Here is a 20,895-nt window from a genome sequence, read left to right on the forward strand (position 1 = left end):
CCAGTCAGTCAAGCACGGGCGTCGGGCGAGACGAGGATCTGCGCGACGGCAGCAGGCACGTCAGGTGCCGTGATCGTGGCGATGGATGCTGGATCGTCTTCACCTCCATCAGTGATCCACGCGGTCGTCAGTCCCGCCGCCACTCCCCCGGCGATGTCCGATTCGAGGCCGTCTCCGACCATCCAGCCGCCCAACGGGACGCTCAGGCGACGCGCGGCGAGCGCGAAGATCTCGCGATCGGGCTTGCGGACGCCGGCCTCGGCCGAGATCACCCAGCCGTCGACCGCGTCAACCAACCCGGTGCGAAGGACCTTCGCCTCCTGATTGTCGATCTCGCCGTTGGTGACGATGCCGATCGTCCAGCGTGCGGTTCGCAGGGCGGACAGCGCGTCGAACACGCCGTCCGTGCAGGTCACGAGCTCCGGCATCCGGTGACGGTAGTCGGCCCACAGACGCAGCGGGTCGTCCGGCAGGCGGAGATCCACCACGAGCTCCCGGAACACCGCCTCCTTCGAGCGTCGTTGCGCCAGCTTCGCGGCGACGGCGCCGATCTGCTCCGCCGTCAAGCCGCGGACCCGTCCGAGAGGTTCCCTCGCACATCCGTGATCAGAAAAGGTCGGATCGCGCGCCGAAGACAACTTCGAATGTCGGAGGCCCCGAACATGATGGTGCTATCAACTTCTTCACCGAGATCGACGCACAGGTCGCCTCCTTGCGCGCGCTCTTGGGTGAGGAGGCCGCGGCAGCCGATCTCGCAGCAGCGCTTCGATCGCTGTCCGACGACGAACTCGTCGAGGCGATGCGCGCCTCCGCGACTCTGACCCGATGCGTCGAGAAGGTGACCGCGCTTGGAGCCGGCGTCGCCGCGGCCCGCTCGACGCGCGAGTCCGGCCACACCGGGCTTGCGCAGTCCCGCGGCCACCGCAACCCGGTTGGCCTTCTGCAGGAGGTCACGGGCGGCAGCCGCTCCGATGCCGCCCAGCGCATCCGCGTCGGCTCCGCGCTGCTGGAGGCGCAGGCGGCGGACGCCGAAACGCTCCATGACCATGAGGATGCCCGTCCGGAAGAGGACTCTCCCGCCCGCGCCTGGCACGTGCCAGCCGATGCAGCGCTTCTGGCCGGCCGCATCTCCGCGGCGCAGCACGATGCGATCGTGCGCGGGTTGGGAGAGCCGCCGCACGGATCGACAACCGCGGATTCGCACCCGGATGCCGATGCGCAGGCCGCTTGGCTCGCTGCCGCCGAGCAGCTCGTGGACGAAGCAGCGCATCGCACCGTCGAAGAGCTCGGTTCGTCTGCGCGCACCTTGCGCGATCTCCTCGACTCGGAGGGAGCCGAGCGACGTTTCCAGCAGCGCTTCGAGGCTCGCTCCTTCCGCTTGTGGACCGATCGGGACGGCATCCATCACGGTTCGACGACGTATGACGACGAGGGATTCGCGCTCGTGAAAGGCGTCAACGACGCGGCGCTTCGTCCTCGACGCGGCGGACCCCGGTTCGTCGGTTCGGCCGAGAAGGACGCCGCGCAGAAGCTCGTCGAGGATCCTCGCACCAACGATCAGCTGGCCTACGACCTCATGATCGATGTGGTCTCCGCGGGCGCGCGCGCCGAAGCGGCGACCGTGTTCGGCGTGAAGCAGACCGGCGTGCGACTGGTCCAGACGGTCGATCGCGAGGGCGGACGCCGAGCCGCCCTGACTGAGGATGGGCTGATCGCGCTCCCCCGCGCCAGTGCGGAACAGCGGATCTGCGATACGGGTGCGCTCGTCGTGACCGTCGACTCGTGCGGCAACCCGCTGCAGGTCGGGCGGGAGCAGCGCCTGTTCACTCCGACGCAGCGCGTCGCCCTCGCGATCCGCGACGGTGGATGCCGGTGGCGCAACTGCGACCTACCGGCGTCGTACTGCGAAGCGCATCACATCGATGAATGGGCAAGCGGCGGACGGACCGACGTGGACCGCGGGATCCTGCTCTGCCGCTTCCACCATATGCAGCTTCACCACGGCGGGTGGTGGATCACACGAGACGGCACGGCTGATTTCGTCCTGCATCACCCCAACGGCGCGACCCACGTGCTGCCGGCGCGCATCGTGCTTCGGTATGCGTTCGCGGATGTCGATCCTCCGCCACGAAGGTTCGCGCCGGCGGCCTGACGTCTCTGGGGAGTCGCGGTTTCTGCGTTGCGGCACGGCGGCGTGCGCACGGCCGCGACAACCTGGACCGGGCGCGTGGGTAGGCCAGCCGGCGGTGCGGACCAGTGGCGCATGCGCAAGAGTGCGCGGCGTGGACCAACCGTGTACGCGCAGAAGTGCGCGGTTCGACCGTGACGGCGCAACAGCATGGACCATGCCGCACGCGATACGACAGCGCGAACCAGCCGCGTCACGCTGCGGCGTACGCGTGCAACGGCAGCATGGCCTCCACGCGGACACGGCCCAGCACCAGGTGCCGGCCGGCAGCATCCGCTCCGGTGAGACCGCCGCCGACGCGGCTGTCCGCGAGCTGCTCGAGGAGACCGGCCTGCACGGCCGCGTCGTGCGTGCGCTCGGCACCGTCGATTACGACCTCGCGCCGATGCGCGATGAGGTCGCTCGCAGGCACTTCTTCGTGATGGTCTCGAACGACGCCGACACCAGCGCGATGTGGTCGGCCGGCGAGACCGATCCGTCCGACGGCAGCGGCACGCACCACACGTGGCCGTGCCGTTGGATTCCACTCGTCCAGGCGCATGCCCTGGCCGGCGGACTGAGCGCGAAGCTCGGCGAAGCGACCAGACCGGCCTAAGCCGCGGATGTCGCGGTCGTCGTCATCACGAGCAGCTGCGGATCCGAGAGGCCCAGGGACACCGAGATCGCGGCGAACTCCGACAGCGCATGTACATGCGTCCCTCCGCACGGGATCGACGCCGTGCCCTCGGGCAGATCGCATTCCCATCGGCGCATGTCGACGATCGTCGGACCGTCCGTCACGATGCGACTCGCCGCACCCGACGCGACCCAGGCGGCCAGCTGCGCGTTGATCCGGCGCTCTCGTTCCGCCAGCGATGCGGCGAACCCCTCCGTGTCGAAACCGGCCCGGCGCAGACTCTTGCCCAGTCGGTACTCGTCGACCGAGCCATCCTCGTGGATACGACTCGTCTGGTTCGCGCGCCCCTCGAAGTCGGGGTGGCCGAGCGCGTCGGTTCCCGGGTCCTTGCGCCACAGGTCAGCCACGGCGAGATCGAGTGCCAGCGAGGCGAGATGGCATGCGGTGTGCGCCCGACTGAGACCCGCGCGACGCTCGGCATCCACCTCCAGTGTGACGGCAGACTCCGGCCGCAGCCAGGTGGGGGCATGCCCCGCGAGTCGGTGTCCGACCAGCCAAGTCCAGCCGTCGACACCGCGCTTGACCGGGATCTCAGCACCGACGAAGAAGTCGCCGTCCTCGCTCTCGGCGGCCATCACGGCTTCGACGACGTCGACCGAGTCCTGATCGGATGCGATCGTCCCGGCATCCCCCGGCTGATCGGGCCAGGTGTGATCGACCGGGTGGAAAGGCGTCTCGTCTACGACGACGATCGCGCCCTCCGGACGCGAGTGGACGGTGCGAACGACGCTCTCTCCCATGGTCGCGCCGGACGCGAACGAGACGCTCGTGGAACCCCCCATCAGTGGTTCGGGGGAATCGTGAAGCTTGCGAGATGGTCGCCGTCGACCACGAAGATGCCAGTCGACTCGCCGGTGAACACGCGACTCGACCAGGCGAACCTCACGCTCGTCCTGTCGCCCTCGGTCTCCGCGCTCAGCAGCGTCATCTTCGCTCGGGCGCCGATCGCGTCGCTGCCGGCCCAGCGATGGACGCCGTCTCGTCCGCGCATCACCCGACCCCAGTCGTCGATGAAGCCGTCCTCGGTGAACGCCGCCACGAACGCGTCCGTGTCCGCGGCGTTGATCGCATCCACCATCGCCTGTACCGGCGCGGGAACAGTCAGGTCAGACATCTTCATCCTCCATCCGTGTCGAACATCACTCGGTCTCGAAATCGCCCTTCACCGCCACCCGCACGGTGATCTCGGGAATGGTGAGCTCGGGTCCGCCGCCGGCGCCGCGGGCGCTCTGCGGCACGTACCCCTCGTCTTCGCGAATCGCGAGAACGCGCTGCACCGTCTGCCCGAGAGCTGCTGCGAAATCGTCCGCCTTCGCCCGGGCATCCTTGACCGCCACCGTGCGGAGATGACGGGTCACGGCATCACGCGTGATCTCCGTCAACGCCCACGTCGTCGACACGGTGGCCCCGAGCGCGCTCAGCGCGGCCACCGCGTCGGGGACCTCGGCGAGGCGCGACATCTTCACCCGGACGATGCCGCGCGTGACGTGATCGCGGTGCTTCGCACCGTCCTTGTCCGTCCAGACCCGCGCAGACGTGCTGAGCACGTCGACCGAGTGCCACGTCGCCGCACCTGAGGAACGAAGTCGCACGACCTGCTCGGCCAGTTGCGCATGCACCGCCGTGCCCTGGCGGATCGACGTCGCACGATCCTGATGCGCGATCGCGACCTCCGCGGCCAGCGTGGCGCGTTCGGCCATCCGGTGACTCTCACCGAGACCGGCGACCGTGATCACCGTCATCAGACGGTCGTCACCTGCGCCGTGCCGAGCGGAGCGTCCGGACCCATCTCGGCGGCGATGCGGTTCGCCTCCTCGATCAGTGTCGCGACGATGTCCGCCTCCGGGACGGTCTTGATGACCTCGCCCTTGACGAAGATCTGGCCCTTGCCGTTGCCGGAGGCGACACCGAGGTCGGCCTCGCGCGCCTCGCCGGGGCCGTTCACGACGCAGCCCATGACGGCCACGCGCAGCGGCACGGTCATATCCTTGAGCCCCTCAGTCACGTCTTCGGCGAGCGTGTAGACGTCCACCTGAGCGCGGCCGCAGGACGGGCACGACACGATCTCGAGCTTGCGCTCGCGCAGGTTCAGCGACTGCAGGATCTGGTGACCGACCTTGACCTCCTCGGCCGGCGGCGCGGACAGCGACACGCGGATAGTGTCGCCGATGCCCTCGCCCAGCAGGATGCCGAAAGCCGTCGCGCTCTTGATCGTGCCTTGGAACGCGGGTCCAGCCTCGGTCACGCCGAGGTGCAGCGGCCAATCCCCCATCCCGGCGAGCAGACGGTACGCCTGCACCATGATCACCGGGTCGTTGTGCTTGACCGAGATCTTGAAGTCGTGGAAGTCGTGCTCCTCGAACAGCGACGCCTCCCATCGCGCGCTCTCGGCGAGCGCCTCCGGCGTCGCCTTGCCGTACTTCTGCAGCAGGCGGGGGTCGAGCGACCCGGCGTTCACGCCGATGCGCAGCGAGACCCCGGCATCCTTGGCGGCCTGGGCGATCGCGCCGACCTGGTCGTCGAACTTGCGGATGTTGCCCGGGTTCACCCGGACGGCGGCGCAGCCGGCGTCGATCGCCTGGAAGACGTACTTCGGCTGGAAGTGGATGTCGGCGATCACCGGGATCTGGCTCTTCTTCGCGATGATGTGCAGCACATCCGCGTCGTCCTGAGACGGCACCGCGACACGCACGATCTCGCAGCCGGATGCCGTGAGCTCGGCGATCTGCTGCAGAGTCCCGTTGATGTCTGTGGTCTTCGTGGTCGTCATGGACTGCACGCTGACGGGAGCGTCACCGCCGACGAGCACCTTGCCCACCTTGATCTGGCGGGACTTGCGGCGCGGGCTCAGGACTTCGGGGACGCGTGGCATCCCAAGATTGACTGCAGGCACAGGTCCAGATTACGCGGCTGCAACGCAGCCAGGCTGGATACACGCAGTGTGATAGTTTCGCCCCATGCTCGCGAACCCCACCTGGTGGCCCGCCTCCTAGGCGGTGTGTTCGCGTTCCCACGAATTCAGACCGCCCCCGGGCGGTCTTTTCGTTGAGTCGCGCCGGATGCCCGATCCTCAGGAGACCCCGATGATTCAGCTGCCCGACCAGAGCGCCGCCTTCGTGCTCATCGCACGCGACGGCTCGGACAGCGTCGAGCTGCTGACCGGCGACGTCATCGACGTCGATCTGCTCGCCGACATCCCGCTGACGTCCGAGGGCGCAGCTCAGGAGGTGTTCGCGCTCGTTCCATACCGCCAGGTCCGCGAACGCGGCTTCGAGGCGCAGGACGACGAGACCCCGCTGCGCTGCCTCATCGTCGACCGCCACGAGCACCTGCCGTTCGCCGAGCTCGTCGCGTCGCTCCCCCACGATCCGATCGCCCTGCATGATGCCGGCTTCGACATCTCCGACGACGACTACGCCGGTGTGGTCGAGCGGGTCATCGCCGACGAGATCGGTCGGGGCGAGGGCGCGAACTTCGTGATCCGCCGCGACTACACCGCACGCTTCGAGGGCGACGACCGCACCGCGGCGCTCACCTGGTTCCGCGCTCTGCTCGAGCACGAACGCGGTGCGTACTGGACGTTCGCGGTCGTCACGCCCGGCCAGGTGCTCGTGGGCGCGAGCCCGGAGGCGCACGTCGTCGCTCAGGACGGCATCGTCACGATGAATCCGATCTCCGGCACCTTCCGGCATCCGGCAGGCGGCGCGACGAAGGAGTCGCTGGTCGAGTTCCTCTCCTCCACCAAGGAGACCGAGGAGCTCTTCATGGTCGTCGATGAGGAGCTCAAGATGATGAGCGCCGTCTGCTCGGACGGCGGCCGCATCACCGGCCCGCACCTCAAGCAGATGTCGCGCCTCACGCACACCGAGTACATGCTGCGCGGATCCAGCAGGCTCGACCCGCGCGACATCCTCCGCGAGACCATGTTCGCCCCCACAGTGACGGGTTCGCCCATGCAGAACGCCTGCACGGTGATCCGTCGCCACGAGACCAAGCCGCGCGGCTACTACTCCGGCGTCGCCGCGCTGTTCACCCCGAACGCGCACGGCGGGCACGACCTCGACGCCCCGATCCTCATCCGCACGGTCTACGCCGAGGACGGTGCCCTGCGCGTGCCCGTCGGGGCGACGCTGGTGCGGCATTCCGACCCGCACGGCGAAGTGAGCGAGACGCATGGCAAGGCCGCCGGCGTCCTCGGCGCGATCGGCGCCATCGACCGCGATACGCGCGTGGATGCGGACGCACCGGCCGAGCCCGTCGATCTCGCGGCGGATGCCGATGTCAGCGCCCTGCTGAACGCGCGCAACTCGCGCCTGGCCGAGTTCTGGTTGAACCCCCAGGGCGACGACACCGGCGGGCCGTTCGCCGGCCGCTCAGCGCTCGTCGTCGATGCCGAGGACCGCTTCACCACGATGCTCGCGCACCAGTTGCGCCACCTGGGTCTCGACGTCCGCATCGCGCCGTGGGATCAGGTCACGGACGGCGATCTGGATGCCGCCGACCTCGTCGTCGCCGGCCCCGGCCCCGGCGACCCTCGGGACGCATCGAACGCGCGCATCTCCCGCATGCGCGAGGTCGTCGGACGCCGCCGCGCGCAGTCGCGCCCGCTCGTCGCCGTGTGCCTGAGCCACCAGATCCTCGCCGACTCCCTCGGCATCGATCTCGCCCCGCTGGACAGCCCGCACCAGGGCCTCCAGAAGGTCGTCCCGGTTTTCGGGGAGGATGCCTCGATCGGCTTCTACAACACGTTCACCGCGCGGGTCGCGCCCGGAACGGACCCCGTCGGAGTGTTCGCGGGGCCGGTCATCGGCGCGACGGACGCGCCGAACGAGCACCACCTGCCCGCAGACCATGCACTCGACGCGCTGGCATCTCTTTTCGAGGTCTCAGCGGATGCGACGACGGGTGATGTGTACGCGCTCCGCGGACCGCAGGCGGCCAGCATCCAGGGGCATCTGGAGTCGATCCTGTCGCGCGACGGCATCCACACCCTGGAGCGGCTCGTCGCGCACGCCCTGGCCTGACCGCAGGTCAGCCGCCCAGCAGATCGACGGGGTTGAAGACGTCGGCGATCAGCAGCAGCGCGCCCATCGCGATCAGCAAGGTCGCCACGACGACCGTCAGCGGCACCAGACGCGTCGCATCCACCGGCGCCGGTGGAGGGAGACGGAACAGTTTCGCCCAGACGCGACGGATGCCGTCCCACAGCGCGACGGCGATGTGACCGCCGTCCAGAGGCAGCAGCGGGATCATGTTGAAGACGAAGAGCGCGACGTTCAGCGAGCCCAGCAGGTTCAGCAGCACCGCGAACCGGTTCAGCACCGGAGCATCCGTGGCGGCGACCTCTCCCGCGAGGCGACCGACGCCGACGACGCTGAGCGGTCCGTTCGGATCCCGCTCGCCGCCGGTGAAGGTCGACACGGCGATGTCCCACAACCGGACCGGCAGTGTCGCGATCATGGTCGTCACGCGTCCAGCCGCATCCATCGTCATCTCGAAGCCCGCGCTCGGCGGCTGCTGCACGAAGCCCATCTGCGAGCCCATGCCGACGCACCCGACCTCGGCCACGATCTCGTCGCCGTTCTCGTCGAGCAGCGGCTGCCCTGAGGCATCCGTCAGCGTGCGCTCGACCTGAATGGGCGTGATCTCGAGCGGGACGAGCTCTCCGTCGCGCTCCACCACGACCTCGAGCGCCTCGCCGGCAGACGCCTGCACGATCTCGGTCGCCTCGGCGAAGGTCGCGACATCCGCTCCATCGATCGAGACGATCACGTCGCCGGGCTGGATGCCGGCCTCAGCGGCCGGGGTCGCCGGATCGTCCGCGGCGCACTCCGTCTGCGTGGTTCCGGCCGGCAGCACGCACTCCGACACCGACGCGATCGTCGTCGTGCCCTGCTGCATCCCGATCCCGGAGGCCAGGACGGTGAAGATGACGATCGCGAGGAGCAGGTTCATCAGCGGCCCGCCGAGCATCACGATCACGCGCTTGTAGACCGGCAGACGGTAGAAGACGCGGTCCTCGGCACCGGCGGCGATGGTCTCGTCGTTGGCTGATCGGGCGTCCTGGATCAGCGTGCGGAACATCCCGCCGGCCGGCTTGTCGCTCGTCGACGCCGGGTACATGCCCGACATCGAGATGAATCCGCCCAGCGGCAGCGCCTTGAACCCGTATTCGGTCTCGCCGATCTTCTTCGACCAGAGCCGGGGGCCGAAGCCGATCATGTACTGGCCGACGCGCACGCCGAACAGCTTCGCAGGGACGAGATGGCCGACCTCGTGCAACCCGATCGAGACGCCGAGGCCGACGAGCATGAAGAGGATGCCGACCACGTACAGCAGGATTTCCACCTGATCACCGTACTGGTCCGTCACGAGGAATCCGCTGAGTCCGCCTAGACTTCAGAGGTGACCTTTCGGCAGCTGCGACTCCTGCGCGCGGCTGCGGCGACCTCGGTGGCGACGACGCTCGCCGCCGTCTCGCACACGATCGGCGGTGGGATGCCGCCGCATCCGCTCCTCGTGATCGCGCTCAGCGTCCTGCTGATCCCCCTCGCCGCCGTCCTGATCGGGCGACGTCCGTCGGCGACGCGCACCGCGCTCACCGTCCTCGTCTCGCAGGCCGTCTTCCACGTGCTGTTCCAGGTGCTCGCCGGAAGCCTCACGGATGCCGCGGTGCCTTCGGGCGGTCACGCCCACCACGTCGCGACGCTCGGCCCGGTCGTCGCGGTCGTCGCGCCGGATGCTCCCATGCTGCTCTCGCACCTCCTCGCGGCCCTCGCCACGACGCTGCTGCTCTGGCACGGCGAGCGGATTCTGCGCGCCGTCGCCGATTGGACGCGCGCCCGCCTGCTGCCCGTCATCCCCGCGCTGCCCGTGCGCACGCGGGTTCGGTGGACACCGACGGCGCTCGTCGTCACGACGAGCCTTACGCCCCTGACCACGGTCGTCCGCCGACGCGGTCCTCCTTCGGTCTGATCCGCACGTTCCGCTCCGCGTCCTCGGGATGCGGTGCCTCGACGTGCGCGCCCGTCGCCCGTTCGGCGGGCTTCGGCGCCGCGCTCTGCGGCGACCGCTCATCAGACTCAGGAGATTCACGCATGTCCCGTACGTCCCGTACCACTTTCCGCCGCACTGCCCTCGCCGTCGTCCTCGGCGCCGGCCTCGCGATCGCCGCACCAGCGGTCGCATCAGCGCACGTCGGCGTCAGCCCTGACGCACTCCCCGCCGATGCGTCCACCGTGCTCACGTTCTCGTTCACCCACGGGTGCGAGCACTCGCCCACCACCGCCCTGCGGATCACGATGCCCGAGGGCCTCGCCTCGGTGTCGCCCACGGCCGAGGCCGGGTGGGACATCGCCGTCGAGCGCGGTGACGACGGCCTCGTCGACGTCGTCACGTACACGGCGGCGACGCCCGTGGCCACCGACCTCCGCGGCGCCGTCAGCATGCAGGTGCGTCCCGCAGAGGACGCAGCCGAGTCGCTGGCCTTCCCCGTCGAGCAGCTCTGCGAGAGCGGAGCGAACGAGTGGACCGAGATCGCCGAGGAAGGTCAGGACCCGCACGATCTGGAGGCCCCGGCCCCCGTCGTGAGCCTGGTCGCCGCCGCGGATGGCGCGGATGCCGAGCACAGCGAGCACACGGCATCCGGCGCTGCCGCGTCCGGCGACGCTGCGTCCGAGCCGTCTGAGACGTCCGCCCCGATGGCGATCGCACTCGGGGCCGGCGGCCTCGTCGCCGGCGTCGCCGCCCTGGTCGTGGCGATCCTCGCCTACCGGCGCCGCGCGGCGTGACGCTCCGGGGTGGGAGCGCGCGCTCCCACCCCGGCCCGCGCGCACCGCGTGAGAAACTGGACAGGACATGGTCACCGAACGCGCATCCGCTCCCCTGCCACCCGTTCTCCGCCCTGAGCAGCCGCCACGCAGATCGTTGGCGGAACTCGCGGAGCACTTCGCTCTCGATGTCCGCGGCGACCTGACCGGGCCCTCTGCGCAGGGCATCACGCTCGCGACGGCGGACCTGCGTGCCGGCGAGATCTTCGTCGGCATCCAGGGGGCCCGCCGCCACGGTGCGGAGTTCGCGCAGACCGCGGCGGACCAGGGCGCCGTCGCGATCCTGACCGATGCGGCTGGTGCGGCGCTCGCCGAACCGACCGGGCTTCCCGTGCTCGTCGCCGACGACCCGCGCGTGGTGCTCGGCTACATCAGCTCCTGGTTGTACGGCACGGACCAGGACATGCCGCAGCTGTTCGCCGTGACCGGCACCAACGGCAAGACCAGCACCGCCCACGTGCTCGAGGGCATCCTCGGCCAGCTCGGCGTCGTCACCGGGCTCAGCTCGACGGCCGAGCGGCACATCGCCGGTCGCACCATCGTGTCGCGACTGACCACGCCTGAGTCATCAGAGATGCACGCGCTGCTCGCGCTCATGCGCGAACGCGATGTGGCCGCAGTGGCCGTCGAGGTGAGCGCGCAGGCGCTGTCGCGGCATCGTGTCGACGGCATCCTGTTCGATGTGGCCGGCTTCACGAATCTGACGCACGATCATCTGGACGACTACGGCGACATGGCGACGTATCTCGAGGCCAAGCTGGCACTGTTCCGCCCCAATCGCGCGCGACGCGGTGTGGTGTGCGTCGACACGGCGTCGGGTGGAGACGTCATCCGACGGTCCGAGATCCCCGTCGTCACGGTGGGTGCGCCCCAACTCGCCGAGGATGCGGATGCCGCGGCCGGCGCCGACTGGATCGTCACGATCGTCGACGAGAACCAGCACGGCACGACCTTCACGGTGCGGGCACCCGATGGTGCCGAGCTCACCACGAGCATCCCGGTCATCGGAGCGCACATGGCCGCCAACACCGGCCTCGCGATCGCGATGCTCGTCGAGGGCGGCTTCGCGTTCGAACGCATCGCCGCGGCCCTCTCCAGGGACGGGCGCGTCGCCGCGGCGCTGCCCGGCCGCACCGAGCTCGTCTCGGGCGCCAGCGGCCCCGCCGTCTACGTCGACTTCTCGCATACCCCGGATTCCTTCGAGAAGACCCTCGCAGCGGTGCGGAAGGTCACGCCCGGCCGCGTCGTGATGATGTTCGGCGCATCAGGCAACCGCGACACGCTCAAGCGCCCGGTCATGGGGCGCGTCGCCGCCGAGGGCGCCGACGTCGTCATCGTGACCGATCACCATCCCCGCTACGAAGATCCTGCGCCGATCCGCGCGGCGCTTCTCGAGGGTGCGCTCAGCGCCGGATCGGATGCCGAGATCCTGGAGGTGGCCGCTCCGGAAGAGGCGATCCGCACGGCCGTCGGCATGACCGGCGACGGCGACGCGATCCTCTGGGCAGGTCCTGGCCATCAGGACTATCGCGAGATCGACGGCGTCCGGACGCCGTTCTCGGCCCGCACGCTCGCCCGTCAGGCGCTGCAGGATGCCGGGTGGCCCGTCCCGTGACCGACGCACCCGCGAGACTTGCGCCGTGCGATGACTCTTGCGCCGGCTGGCCAATCGTCACCCCGCAGAGTACATCTCGCGGGATCAGGGAAGGCGCACGCGTCAGGAGGCGATGAGGCGGTCGGCGCGCTCACGCGCCCACCGCTCGGCCTCGTTGAGCGTCTCGACAGAAAGCGCGTCAGGCGGCTCGTGCGCGTCGACCACCGCGGCGATCGTGTCGACGATTCCGAGGAAGGACAGCCGGCCGTCGTGGAACGCGTCCACCGCCTGCTCGTTGGCCGCGTTGTAGACCGCCGGGAACGTGGACCCGGCTCGTCCGACCGCCTTCGCCAGCGCCACCGCAGGGAACGCTTCGTCGTCGAGCGGTTCGAACGTCCACTGGCTCGGCTGAGTCCAGTCCATCGGCCGTCCGACTCCTCCGACCCTGTGGGGCCAATCAAGGCCGAGCGAGATCGCGAGCCGCATGTCGGGTGGAGAGGCCTGCGCGATCGTCGAACCATCGATGAACTCGACCATGGAGTGCACGATCGACTGAGGGTGCACGACGACGTCGATGTCGTCGTAGTCCACGTCGAACAGTAGGTGCGCCTCGATGACCTCGAGTCCCTTGTTCACCAGCGTCGCGGAATTCGTCGTGACCACTCGGCCCATGTTCCAGGTCGGGTGGGCGAGGGCCTCAGCCGGGGTGACGTTCGCCAGGTCGGCGCGCGTGCGCCCGCGGAAGGGCCCGCCGGACGCCGTCACCACCAGTCGGCGCACTTCGTGCTTGGACCCGGAGCGCAGCGCCTGCGCCAGCGCCGAGTGCTCCGAGTCGACCGGCACGATCTGCCCTTCGGATGCCGCGGCCAGCACGAGCTCCCCGCCGACGATGAGCGATTCCTTGTTCGCCAGCGCCAGGGTGCGGCCCGACTTCAGCGCCTCCAGCGTCGAGCCGAGTCCGATGGACCCGGTGATCGCGTTGAGGACGACATCCGCCTCGACATCCCGCACCAGGGCCTGCGCCTCATCGGCGCCGAGCGCGGTGTCCTCGACCCGGAACTCCTCCGCCTGCTGCGCGAGCAGGTCGGCGTTGGAACCGGCGGCGATCCCGACCAGCTCGAACCGGCGCGGGTTGGCGCGGATCACATCCAGCGCCTGGGTGCCGATGGAGCCGGTGGAGCCGAGGACGATGACGCGACGCATGCCGCCAGCCTAGCGGCGCGACTACTGCTGAGTGACGGCCGTCTGGTTCGCGAGGATGTCGATCACGAAGACGAGCGTCTTGCCCGCCAGCTCGTGGTCGCTCGTGCCTTCTTCGCCGTAACCGAGCGCCGGCGGGATCACGACGAGAACCTGAGAGCCGACCTTCTGGCCCTCGAGCGCCTGGATGAACCCCTCGACGTAGGTGTTGCCCTGGATCGAGATCGGCGCGCCGTTCTGCCAGGACGAGTCGAACACCTCGCCGGTCTCCCAGTCGACGCCCGAATACTGCAGCAGGGTCGTGTCGCCGGCTGCGACGGGCATCCCGTCGCCCTCCTTGAGCACCGAGATCTGCACCTCGGCCGGAGCCTCGGCATCCGGGATCTCGATGGTGGGCTCTCCGTCGTCGGCGAGCGTCACGGTCGGCATGCCGTCGACCGGCTCCTTCTCGGTGCCCCACGCGGCGGTCGGCGTGACGCCGAGCACGTCGATGATGTAGAACTGCGCGGCGGCCTGCTCACTGGTGGGGAAGGCGACCGAGAGGCGCGTGCCGACGGTCGCGCAGCCCATGACCTGGGCGAGCGAGGCATCCGCGGTGATCTGGGCGGGCAGGAGCTCGCCCTCGGTGTACCCCGCGTCGCCGACGCGCTCACCGGTATCTGAGGCGAATGCGCTCAGCGCGTAGGCGACGTAGTCGCCGTCCGCGATCTCCTCGCCGTCGCCCTCGCTGACCACCGTGCGCTGCAGCTCGTCGACGGTCTGGCCGGTCTCGAAGGTCGCCGTCGACACCTCGCCGAAGGTTCCGTCGATCGTCACGCCGTCCGACGCGTCACCGGATTCCGCCGCCACCGAGCACAGGTCCGTCGAGGCATCAGGAGTCTCCGTGGCCTCCGGCGTGCTCGAGCCGCAGCCTGCGAGAAGCAGGGTTGCCGCGGCGAGGGTGGAAAAGAGGGCGATCGGACGCGTGCGCACAGGGAAACCTCAAGTCATGGAAGGGGACTCACCCATCCTGGCGCATCCGCCTTTGCCCGCGCTGGGAGACACAGCGAATCGAAAGCCACGGTGGTTGCATTCCCATAACGGAATGATCCCGGGCGTAGGCTGAACGGATGACCTCTGAGCCGTCCGACGCGCCCGAAACGTCGACGGAAGAGTCCGACGGCCCCCGCCACGCAGGATTCACGTACACGCTGGGCCGCGCCGTCATCCGCCCGCTGGCCGGCGTCATCTACCGCCCGCGCGTCGAGGGCAAGGACCTCGTCCCGCGCACCGGCCCGGTGATCTTCGCGAGCAATCACCTGTCGTTCATCGACTCGATCGCCATTCCTGTCGCCGCTCCTCGTCCGGTTCACTTCCTCGCGAAGTCCAGTTACTTCGAGGGCACCGGAATCAGCGGAGCCCTCAGCCGGACATTCTTCGAGTCCATCGGCGCCATCCCGGTGCGCCGCGGTGCAGGACAGGCGGCCCTCGATGCGCTCGATCAGCAGCGCAAGCTGCTCGAGGAGGGACTCGCGGTGGCGCTCTACCCCGAGGGCACCCGCTCGACCGACGGACGCCTGTACAAGGGACGCACCGGCGTCGCCTTCCTGGCTCTGCAGACCGGTGCGCCGGTCGTCCCTGTCGGCCTCATCGGCACCGACCGCGTCATGCCGAAGGGCGCCAAGATGCCCTCGCTGCGCGAACGGATCACGGTCAAGTTCGGCGAGCCGATCGATGTCTCCCCGCACGGCCCCGCCACCAGCGGCAAGGCGCGCCGCCTGGCGACGGACGAGATCATGGCGGCGATCCACGCGCTCTCCGGTCAGGAACTCGCCGACGCGTACAACGAGGCTCCGGCCCAGGGAACGATCGAGAAGATCAAGCAGGCGCTGCCGCACGAGCGGCGCTGATCGCTCGGCGGGCCCGAGACCGTCGTAGGTGACGACTACGCCGCGGTGATCGTCGCCTCATGGCGCACGGGGAAGTTCACCGAGTTCGCGATGAAGCACCACGCATTGGCCTGTGCGTGCGCCTCCTCGGCAGCGGGAATCATCTCGGCCTCCGCCACCACCACCTCGGGGTGCAGGACCACCTCAGCGAACGCACCACCGCCCTTGCCGTCCTCGCGCATGACACCGGTCGCGCGGTCACGGTAGGACACGACGACGACGCCGGCCGTGACGCACGCGTGCAGGTACGACAGCAGGTGGCATTCCGACAGGGCCGCGAGCAGAAGGTCCTCGGGGTTCCACCGCGTCGGGTCTCCCCGGAACGGCTTGTCAGCCGAGGCGAGCAGTTCCGGCTTGCCGTCGACCTCGACCGTGACGGCGCGAGCGTATTCGCGGTAGCCGCTCGTACCGCTGCCCTGGTTTCCGGTCCAGGTCGACGTGAGTTCGTAGTGGTGTTCGCCCAAGCTCATGTCCCCAGTCTGGCACCCGCGTTAGGCTTGTGAGGTGCTGGAAACTCTCACTGCTGCGGATGCCGTCGAACTCGCTGTCGTCGAACGGAGCGGATTCATCGAGTCCCGGCATGTCGGCGCTGCCGTCGTGCTCTCCCCCGAAGGAGATGTCATCGCCAGGCACGGAAACGCCGATGCGCTGATCCTCCCTCGGTCGAGCCTCAAGCCGCTTCAGGCCGTGGCATGCATCACGGCGGGCGCCCCGCTCGAAGGCGAGCAGCTGGCGCTGTCGACCGCGAGCCACGTCGGCACTGACCGTCATGTCGAGACCGTGCGCGAGATGCTCGTCGCCGGTGGTCTGAACGAGGACGATCTCGGCTGCCCTCCGGCGTGGCCGAGCGACAGCGCGGCGCGCGACGACCTCGTGCGCGATCACGGCTCCGCGAGCCGCGTGCGGATGAACTGCTCCGGCAAGCATGCCGCGATGCTCCGCGCCTGCGTGGCGACCGGGTGGCCGACGCAGGGCTACCTGGAACCGTCCCATCCGCTGCAGATCCACATCCGCGAGGTGGTCGAGCGGCTCACCGGCGAGAAGATCGCGCACACGGCCATCGACGGCTGCGGCGCTCCCGTGTACGCGATGACGCTGACGGGCCTCGCCCGTGCGATCCATCGGATCGGCTCGGCGTCAGAGCGCTCTCCGTTCGCACTGCATCGAGTCGCCGGCACTCTCGTGCGCGCGGTGCGCGAGAACCCGTGGACGATCGAGGGCCCAGGGCGTCCGGACACGATCGCGATCGAGAAGCTCGGCGTCTTCGCCAAGGGCGGTGCCGAGGGTGTGATGGTCATGGTCGCCCCGAACGGAGCCACCGTCGCACTCAAGATGCTCGACGGCGCTGCGCGCGCCTCCACGATCGTCGCTGCGACCCTGCTCGCGCGCGCCGGCGCACTCGCCGACGCGGATGTCCGCGCGCTGGCGGAAGAACTTCCCCTCGCCATCACCGGCGGCGGGAGCGATGTCGGCGTCATCCGCCCCGGCAACGCCATCTGAGCCCCCACCAGGGGCGGTGATCCCCCTCGACGATGAGGGGAGGAAAGGAGCCACGATGAGGATCAGCGTCCCCACCGAGGTGAAGAACAACGAGTACCGGGTCGCCCTCACGCCGTCCGGCGTTCATGATCTCGTGATGAGCGGCCACGAGGTGGTCGTGCAGACCGGCGCAGGTGCCGGCTCGTCCATGCCCGATGCCGAGTACGTCGACGCGGGTGCCATCCTGGTCGATGACCCGGCCGAGGTGTGGGCGCGCGCAGAACTGGTGATGAAGGTCAAGGAGCCGATCGCGAGCGAGTACGAGCACTTCCGCGACGACCTCACGCTGTTCACCTATCTGCACCTCGCCGCCGATCGCGCGCTGACCGACCGGCTGATGGCATCCGGTATGACGGCGATCGCGTACGAGACCGTCCAGCTCGCGGGCGGAGGCCTGCCGCTGCTCGCCCCGATGAGCGAGGTCGCCGGCCGGCTCGCTCCGCTCGTCGGAGCGCACACGCTGATGCGGTCGCAGGGTGGTCTCGGTCTCCTGATGTCCGGCGTCCCCGGAACACGCCCTGCGCGTGTGACGGTGATCGGCGGCGGGGTCGCCGGCGCGAACTCGGCGGTCATCGCCAGCGGCATGGGTGCGGACGTCACGATCTACGACACGAACATCCCGCGCCTGCGGATGCTGGACGACCATTTCGGGGGCCGCGTCAAGACCGCGGCATCCAACCCCCTGGATCTCGGACGCGCCGTGGTCGACTCCGACCTCGTCATCGGCTCGGTGCTGATCCCCGGCGCGCGGGCGCCCAAGCTCGTGACGAGCGCGACGGTCGAGCAGATGCGCCCCGGGAGCGTCCTGGTCGACATCGCGGTCGATCAGGGCGGATGCTTCGAGGACACGCATCCCACGACGCACGACGACCCCACCTTCGGGGTGCACGGCACCGTGTTCTACTGCGTCGCGAACATGCCGGGCGCGGTGCCGAACACCTCGACCTCCGCGCTGACCAACGCCACGCTCCCGTATGCCCGCGCGATCGCCGCGAACGGGTGGCGCACGGCCATGGCGAAGGACGGTGCTCTGGCCGCCGGGCTGAACACGACCGGCGGCTCGGTCGTCAATGCCGGCGTCGCGACCGCACACGATCTGCCGCTGGTGCCGCTCGCTGAGGTGCTCTGACCGCTCGGACGGGCCAGCCATGGCTCAGCCGGCCTCGGTCTCGCGCGGCAGCACGACGCGCGTCGGAGGCCGGCCGTCGAGCACGCGCCACGCGCGCGCCCGATGCGGCCGGGCGTAGGGGGCGAGTTCGCGGAAACCGACCATCGTGCGCAGCTGCGCTGCGCATTCGGCGATCACGAGGATCTCCCCCTCGGCACGCACCTGCTGCCACCTCGTCCAGTCGCGCTGCCAGCTCTCGCCGTCGCCGACGATGATGCACCCGGTCGAGGTACTCGACCCGTCGGCGAAGCCCTGTGCGCTCTCCCCTGCCACGCTGGGACCCGGGCCCGCAGGAACGACGTCCCAATCCGAAAAGGCCGAACGGAGCCCGTCGAGAAGGCGCGCGGACCCGTTGCCGATCACGCCGACGAGGCGCCGCTGCGGACGCCATCGGTCCTCCACGGCCGGGCCCACGGTACCGGTCGCATCGGTCTCCGGCTCCACCCAGGCCACCTGCACCTCGCGCGCCGCCAGGTGTCCCCTGCCCGGCGCGCGCTCGCGCAGGAAAGTGGCGGTCTCGCCGCCCGCCGCGAGATGGTCACTCCGGGTGGGAAGCCGCAGCAGCATCCGCTCCGGGAGCGCCTCGAGCACGCGGGATGCCGTGCCGGACGAGCGTCCGGCGGTGAGGACGATGCCGCGCCCCTCCGCGGAGCGGATGAACTGCTCCAGGCGATCCGCGAAGGCCAGGGCGTAGTCGGTGGGGTAGCCGGCGAGCAGCCGGTCCACGTCGTCACACAGAATGAGACTCGCAGCCGTCCCTCCGCGTTCCAGGATGCCGAGAGCATCCCACGCGTGCTCGGGGTCGGGAGGGATCGTGAAAGCCGCGGGGTCCTGGGCGCGCAACGTGCGCAGCACGGAGCTCTTGCCCGAACCGGGGCCGCCGATCACGCCGAACCCGCGCTCGCGTCCCGCCCGCAGCGTGATGACGGGCTGCCGCTGCCGCTGCGGCTCATCCGCGAGCCCGATGATCGCCTCGCCGCCGGAGACCGACGCGATCGACTCCAGCGGCAGCATCGTCGGCAGCGCGGGCAGCCACGGACCCAGCGGGCGCTCGGTGTGCGACCAGCGCGCCACGATCTCGGCGCGATGATCGTGCCCCGTCAGGCCCACGCGCATGGCATAGGCGACCGCATCCTGCGGACGGCGGACGAACGCGATGCCGCGCGCGAGCGGTCCTCCCTCGAGGTCCGCGGCGTCTTCGGATCCGATCACCATCCGGCTGTCTCCGGGATCGGAGACGCGCAGGCTGATGCGCAGCGGACAGTTCGCCGCCAGGGCATCCCTGATCACGCCCGCCGCGCGCTGCGTCCCGAGGATCAGGTGCATGCCGAGTGCGCGGCCTCTGGCCGCGATGTCGGTGAACACCGCACCGAGATCGGGGTGCTCCTGCAGCAGTGCCGCGAACTCGTCCACCACGATCACCAGGCGCGGCATCCGCACGGCCGGGTCCGAGATGTCTTTCGCCGCAGCGCCCGCGAGCATCCGCTCCCGGCGCCGCAGTTCCGCGGTGAGACTCTCGACGCCGCGTCGTGCACCCTCGTCGTCGAGATCGGTGAGCACGGCCGTCACGTGCGGCAGGCCGGAGAGCGGATCGAAGGCCGTCCCGCCCTTGAAATCGGCGAGCACGAAGACCACCTCCTCCGGCGCATGGGTGGCCGCGATCGCCGCCACCCACGTGACCAGCAGCTCGCTCTTGCCGACACCCGTCATACCGGTCACCATCGCGTGCGGACCGTCCGCGACGAGGTCGACCATGACGTCTCCGCCGACCCGCCGACCGATCGCCGCCGACAAACCGCCGGGGTGCGGTGGCGGCGCCGCCAACTCGGCCAGCCGCACCCGCTCAGGCAGGGCTGCCGCGTCGCCGACCTGCTCCGCGCTGACGCGCGCGAGCTCGGTGAGCTGCGCCGCGGACAGGCATTCGACGGCCAGCTGCTGATCGCCGTCTGCAGTGCGCAGCGTCGCATCGGTCGGATCGGTGCAGTCGATCACGGTCATGATGCCGTCCGGCACGGCGTCTCCCTGCTCGCAGACCCAGATCACGGAGTCCGCCGCCGGCGCGGCATCGCGCCCCAGCCCGACCCCGACCGTCCAGACGCCGCGCGCGGCTGTTCCGGCGTGCCCGAAGCTCCACCCCTCAGGCAACGGCGCCGTCAATGCGAGGCGGGTCGGCAGGTACCTCAGGCACAGCTGGGCGACGAGCGCTCTGGCGATCGCCAGCCCGATCGCCCGCGGTGCCCGGATGCAGACACCGCGCCCCAGCGCGACCGCGACAGGCGCGCCGTCCAGCACCGCCGCTCGACGCCGCATCTCACGGCTCCGATCGTCGTCGCCGCCGGCGAGCCGGATCCCACTCGGTCTCTCGCCGCAGCCGAGCACCAGGGATGTCTCGGCATCAACCGGCTGATCCTCATGCAGCGGCTCCGCCGTGAGGCACCTGGCCACGTCGGGATGTCTCCGCCACAGCTGAGCACCCTCCTGACGCCGTCGTTCGGCGAGCTCGTCTTCCGCGCGTGTCCACGCCGCTTCGGCCTCCGCCGTCAGGCGCCTGGTCTCACGACGACGCTGACGGATGCCGTCGAGCAGCGAGCCGAAGATCATGAGCGGGCCGAGCAGCGCGAAGCAGAGCGACAGGATGGACCCGGTGACCGTCCAGAGCACGATGCCGGCGGCGACCGGAACCAGAGCGGCGACGAACGGGATCGGCGGGCGCCGAGGCGGAACGACAGCGGCCGGGAGCGAAATGGGATCGGACGTCATGCCGCCCAGCGAA

General features: G+C 69.9%; 19 protein-coding genes. 9 read left to right on the forward strand and 10 right to left on the reverse strand.

From position 1 onward, the window contains the following. Window positions 1-8: 8 nt before the first annotated feature. On the reverse strand, window positions 9-566 hold the full coding sequence (locus ACWAT3_RS14435; protein WP_460799516.1) for an HAD family hydrolase: 558 nt from the start codon (window positions 564-566) through the stop codon (window positions 9-11). A gap of 146 nt (window positions 567-712) precedes the next feature. Here ACWAT3_RS14435 and ACWAT3_RS14440 point away from each other — a divergent pair, with 146 nt between their 5' ends. Both ACWAT3_RS14440 and ACWAT3_RS14445 read left to right on the forward strand, forming a co-directional pair. Continuing rightward, window positions 713-2,152 carry an HNH endonuclease signature motif containing protein gene (locus tag ACWAT3_RS14440; protein ID WP_460799517.1) on the forward strand — a complete coding sequence of 480 codons (1,440 nt, stop codon included), beginning with the start codon at window positions 713-715 and terminating at the stop codon, window positions 2,150-2,152. A 247-nt stretch (window positions 2,153-2,399) separates the two neighbouring features. After that, window positions 2,400-2,783, forward strand: a complete 384-nt coding sequence (locus tag ACWAT3_RS14445; RefSeq protein WP_460799519.1) for an NUDIX domain-containing protein — start codon at window positions 2,400-2,402, stop codon at window positions 2,781-2,783. Here the strand turns inward: ACWAT3_RS14445 and ACWAT3_RS14450 are convergent. The 4 genes from ACWAT3_RS14450 to ispG are packed head-to-tail and all read right to left on the reverse strand — an operon-like array spanning window position 2,780 to window position 5,757. Then, window positions 2,780-3,646, reverse strand: a complete 867-nt coding sequence (locus tag ACWAT3_RS14450; RefSeq protein ID WP_460799521.1) for an alanyl-tRNA editing protein — start codon at window positions 3,644-3,646, stop codon at window positions 2,780-2,782. The genes ACWAT3_RS14445 and ACWAT3_RS14450 overlap by 4 nt on opposite strands. Continuing rightward, window positions 3,646-3,978, reverse strand: coding sequence for a nuclear transport factor 2 family protein (locus ACWAT3_RS14455; protein ID WP_460799523.1), 333 nt, complete (start codon window positions 3,976-3,978; stop codon window positions 3,646-3,648). The genes ACWAT3_RS14450 and ACWAT3_RS14455 overlap by 1 nt, the downstream gene beginning before the upstream one ends. A 25-nt stretch (window positions 3,979-4,003) precedes the next feature. After that, on the reverse strand, window positions 4,004-4,606 hold the full coding sequence (locus ACWAT3_RS14460) for an SIMPL domain-containing protein (RefSeq protein ID WP_460799525.1): 603 nt from the start codon (window positions 4,604-4,606) through the stop codon (window positions 4,004-4,006). Continuing rightward, a complete protein-coding gene (ispG, locus tag ACWAT3_RS14465) occupies window positions 4,606-5,757 on the reverse strand; it encodes a flavodoxin-dependent (E)-4-hydroxy-3-methylbut-2-enyl-diphosphate synthase (protein WP_460799527.1) in 1,152 nt (383 codons plus the stop codon). Before ispG ends, ACWAT3_RS14460 begins: the two co-directional genes overlap by 1 nt. Window positions 5,758-5,947: 190 nt before the next feature. On the opposite strand from ispG, the gene ACWAT3_RS14470 reads away from it, so the two are divergent. Beyond that, window positions 5,948-7,888: a chorismate-binding protein gene (locus ACWAT3_RS14470; RefSeq protein WP_460799529.1), complete on the forward strand. Its 1,941-nt coding sequence runs from the start codon at window positions 5,948-5,950 to the stop codon at window positions 7,886-7,888. 7 nt (window positions 7,889-7,895) lie between these two features. Here ACWAT3_RS14470 and ACWAT3_RS14475 read toward each other — a convergent pair whose 3' ends face one another. Further along, window positions 7,896-9,212 (reverse strand): M50 family metallopeptidase, encoded by a 1,317-nt coding sequence (locus ACWAT3_RS14475; RefSeq protein ID WP_460799753.1) that lies wholly within the window; start codon window positions 9,210-9,212, stop codon window positions 7,896-7,898. A 57-nt stretch (window positions 9,213-9,269) separates the two neighbouring features. Between ACWAT3_RS14475 and ACWAT3_RS14480 the strand changes: the two genes are divergently transcribed. The 3 genes from ACWAT3_RS14480 (at window position 9,270) to ACWAT3_RS14490 (ending at window position 12,308) form a co-directional block, all read left to right on the forward strand. Continuing rightward, window positions 9,270-9,839 (forward strand): hypothetical protein, encoded by a 570-nt coding sequence (locus ACWAT3_RS14480; protein ID WP_460799530.1) that lies wholly within the window; start codon window positions 9,270-9,272, stop codon window positions 9,837-9,839. A 122-nt stretch (window positions 9,840-9,961) separates the two neighbouring features. After that, window positions 9,962-10,654: a YcnI family copper-binding membrane protein gene (locus tag ACWAT3_RS14485; protein WP_460799532.1), complete on the forward strand. Its 693-nt coding sequence runs from the start codon at window positions 9,962-9,964 to the stop codon at window positions 10,652-10,654. 67 nt (window positions 10,655-10,721) lie between these two features. Beyond that, the gene (locus tag ACWAT3_RS14490; protein ID WP_460799534.1) at window positions 10,722-12,308 is read left to right on the forward strand and encodes a Mur ligase family protein; all 1,587 of its coding nucleotides are present in this window, start codon (window positions 10,722-10,724) and stop codon (window positions 12,306-12,308) included. Window positions 12,309-12,410: 102 nt separating this feature from the next. On the opposite strand, the gene dxr is transcribed toward ACWAT3_RS14490, so the two are convergent. Together dxr and ACWAT3_RS14500 are read right to left on the reverse strand one after the other, a co-directional pair. Continuing rightward, on the reverse strand, window positions 12,411-13,490 hold the full coding sequence (dxr, locus tag ACWAT3_RS14495; RefSeq protein ID WP_460799536.1) for a 1-deoxy-D-xylulose-5-phosphate reductoisomerase: 1,080 nt from the start codon (window positions 13,488-13,490) through the stop codon (window positions 12,411-12,413). 21 nt (window positions 13,491-13,511) lie between these two features. Further along, window positions 13,512-14,459, reverse strand: a complete 948-nt coding sequence (locus ACWAT3_RS14500) for an FKBP-type peptidyl-prolyl cis-trans isomerase (protein ID WP_460799537.1) — start codon at window positions 14,457-14,459, stop codon at window positions 13,512-13,514. A 137-nt stretch (window positions 14,460-14,596) separates the two neighbouring features. On the opposite strand from ACWAT3_RS14500, the gene ACWAT3_RS14505 reads away from it, so the two are divergent. Further along, window positions 14,597-15,376 carry a lysophospholipid acyltransferase family protein gene (locus tag ACWAT3_RS14505; RefSeq protein ID WP_460799538.1) on the forward strand — a complete coding sequence of 260 codons (780 nt, stop codon included), beginning with the start codon at window positions 14,597-14,599 and terminating at the stop codon, window positions 15,374-15,376. A gap of 35 nt (window positions 15,377-15,411) precedes the next feature. On the opposite strand, the gene ACWAT3_RS14510 is transcribed toward ACWAT3_RS14505, so the two are convergent. Continuing rightward, window positions 15,412-15,885: an OsmC family protein gene (locus ACWAT3_RS14510; RefSeq protein ID WP_460799540.1), complete on the reverse strand. Its 474-nt coding sequence runs from the start codon at window positions 15,883-15,885 to the stop codon at window positions 15,412-15,414. Between the two features lie 34 nt (window positions 15,886-15,919). Here ACWAT3_RS14510 and ACWAT3_RS14515 point away from each other — a divergent pair, with 34 nt between their 5' ends. Together ACWAT3_RS14515 and ald are read left to right on the forward strand one after the other, a co-directional pair. Then, window positions 15,920-16,915: an asparaginase gene (locus tag ACWAT3_RS14515; RefSeq protein ID WP_460799542.1), complete on the forward strand. Its 996-nt coding sequence runs from the start codon at window positions 15,920-15,922 to the stop codon at window positions 16,913-16,915. A 55-nt stretch (window positions 16,916-16,970) separates the two neighbouring features. Beyond that, window positions 16,971-18,083: an alanine dehydrogenase gene (gene ald / locus ACWAT3_RS14520; protein ID WP_460799543.1), complete on the forward strand. Its 1,113-nt coding sequence runs from the start codon at window positions 16,971-16,973 to the stop codon at window positions 18,081-18,083. Window positions 18,084-18,107: 24 nt separating this feature from the next. On the opposite strand, the gene ACWAT3_RS14525 is transcribed toward ald, so the two are convergent. Further along, complete coding sequence (locus tag ACWAT3_RS14525) at window positions 18,108-20,882, reverse strand: FtsK/SpoIIIE domain-containing protein (RefSeq protein ID WP_460799545.1); 2,775 nt, start codon at window positions 20,880-20,882, stop codon at window positions 18,108-18,110. Window positions 20,883-20,895 lie beyond the last annotated feature (13 nt).

Source organism: Microbacterium sp. GXF0217 (assembly GCF_054798195.1).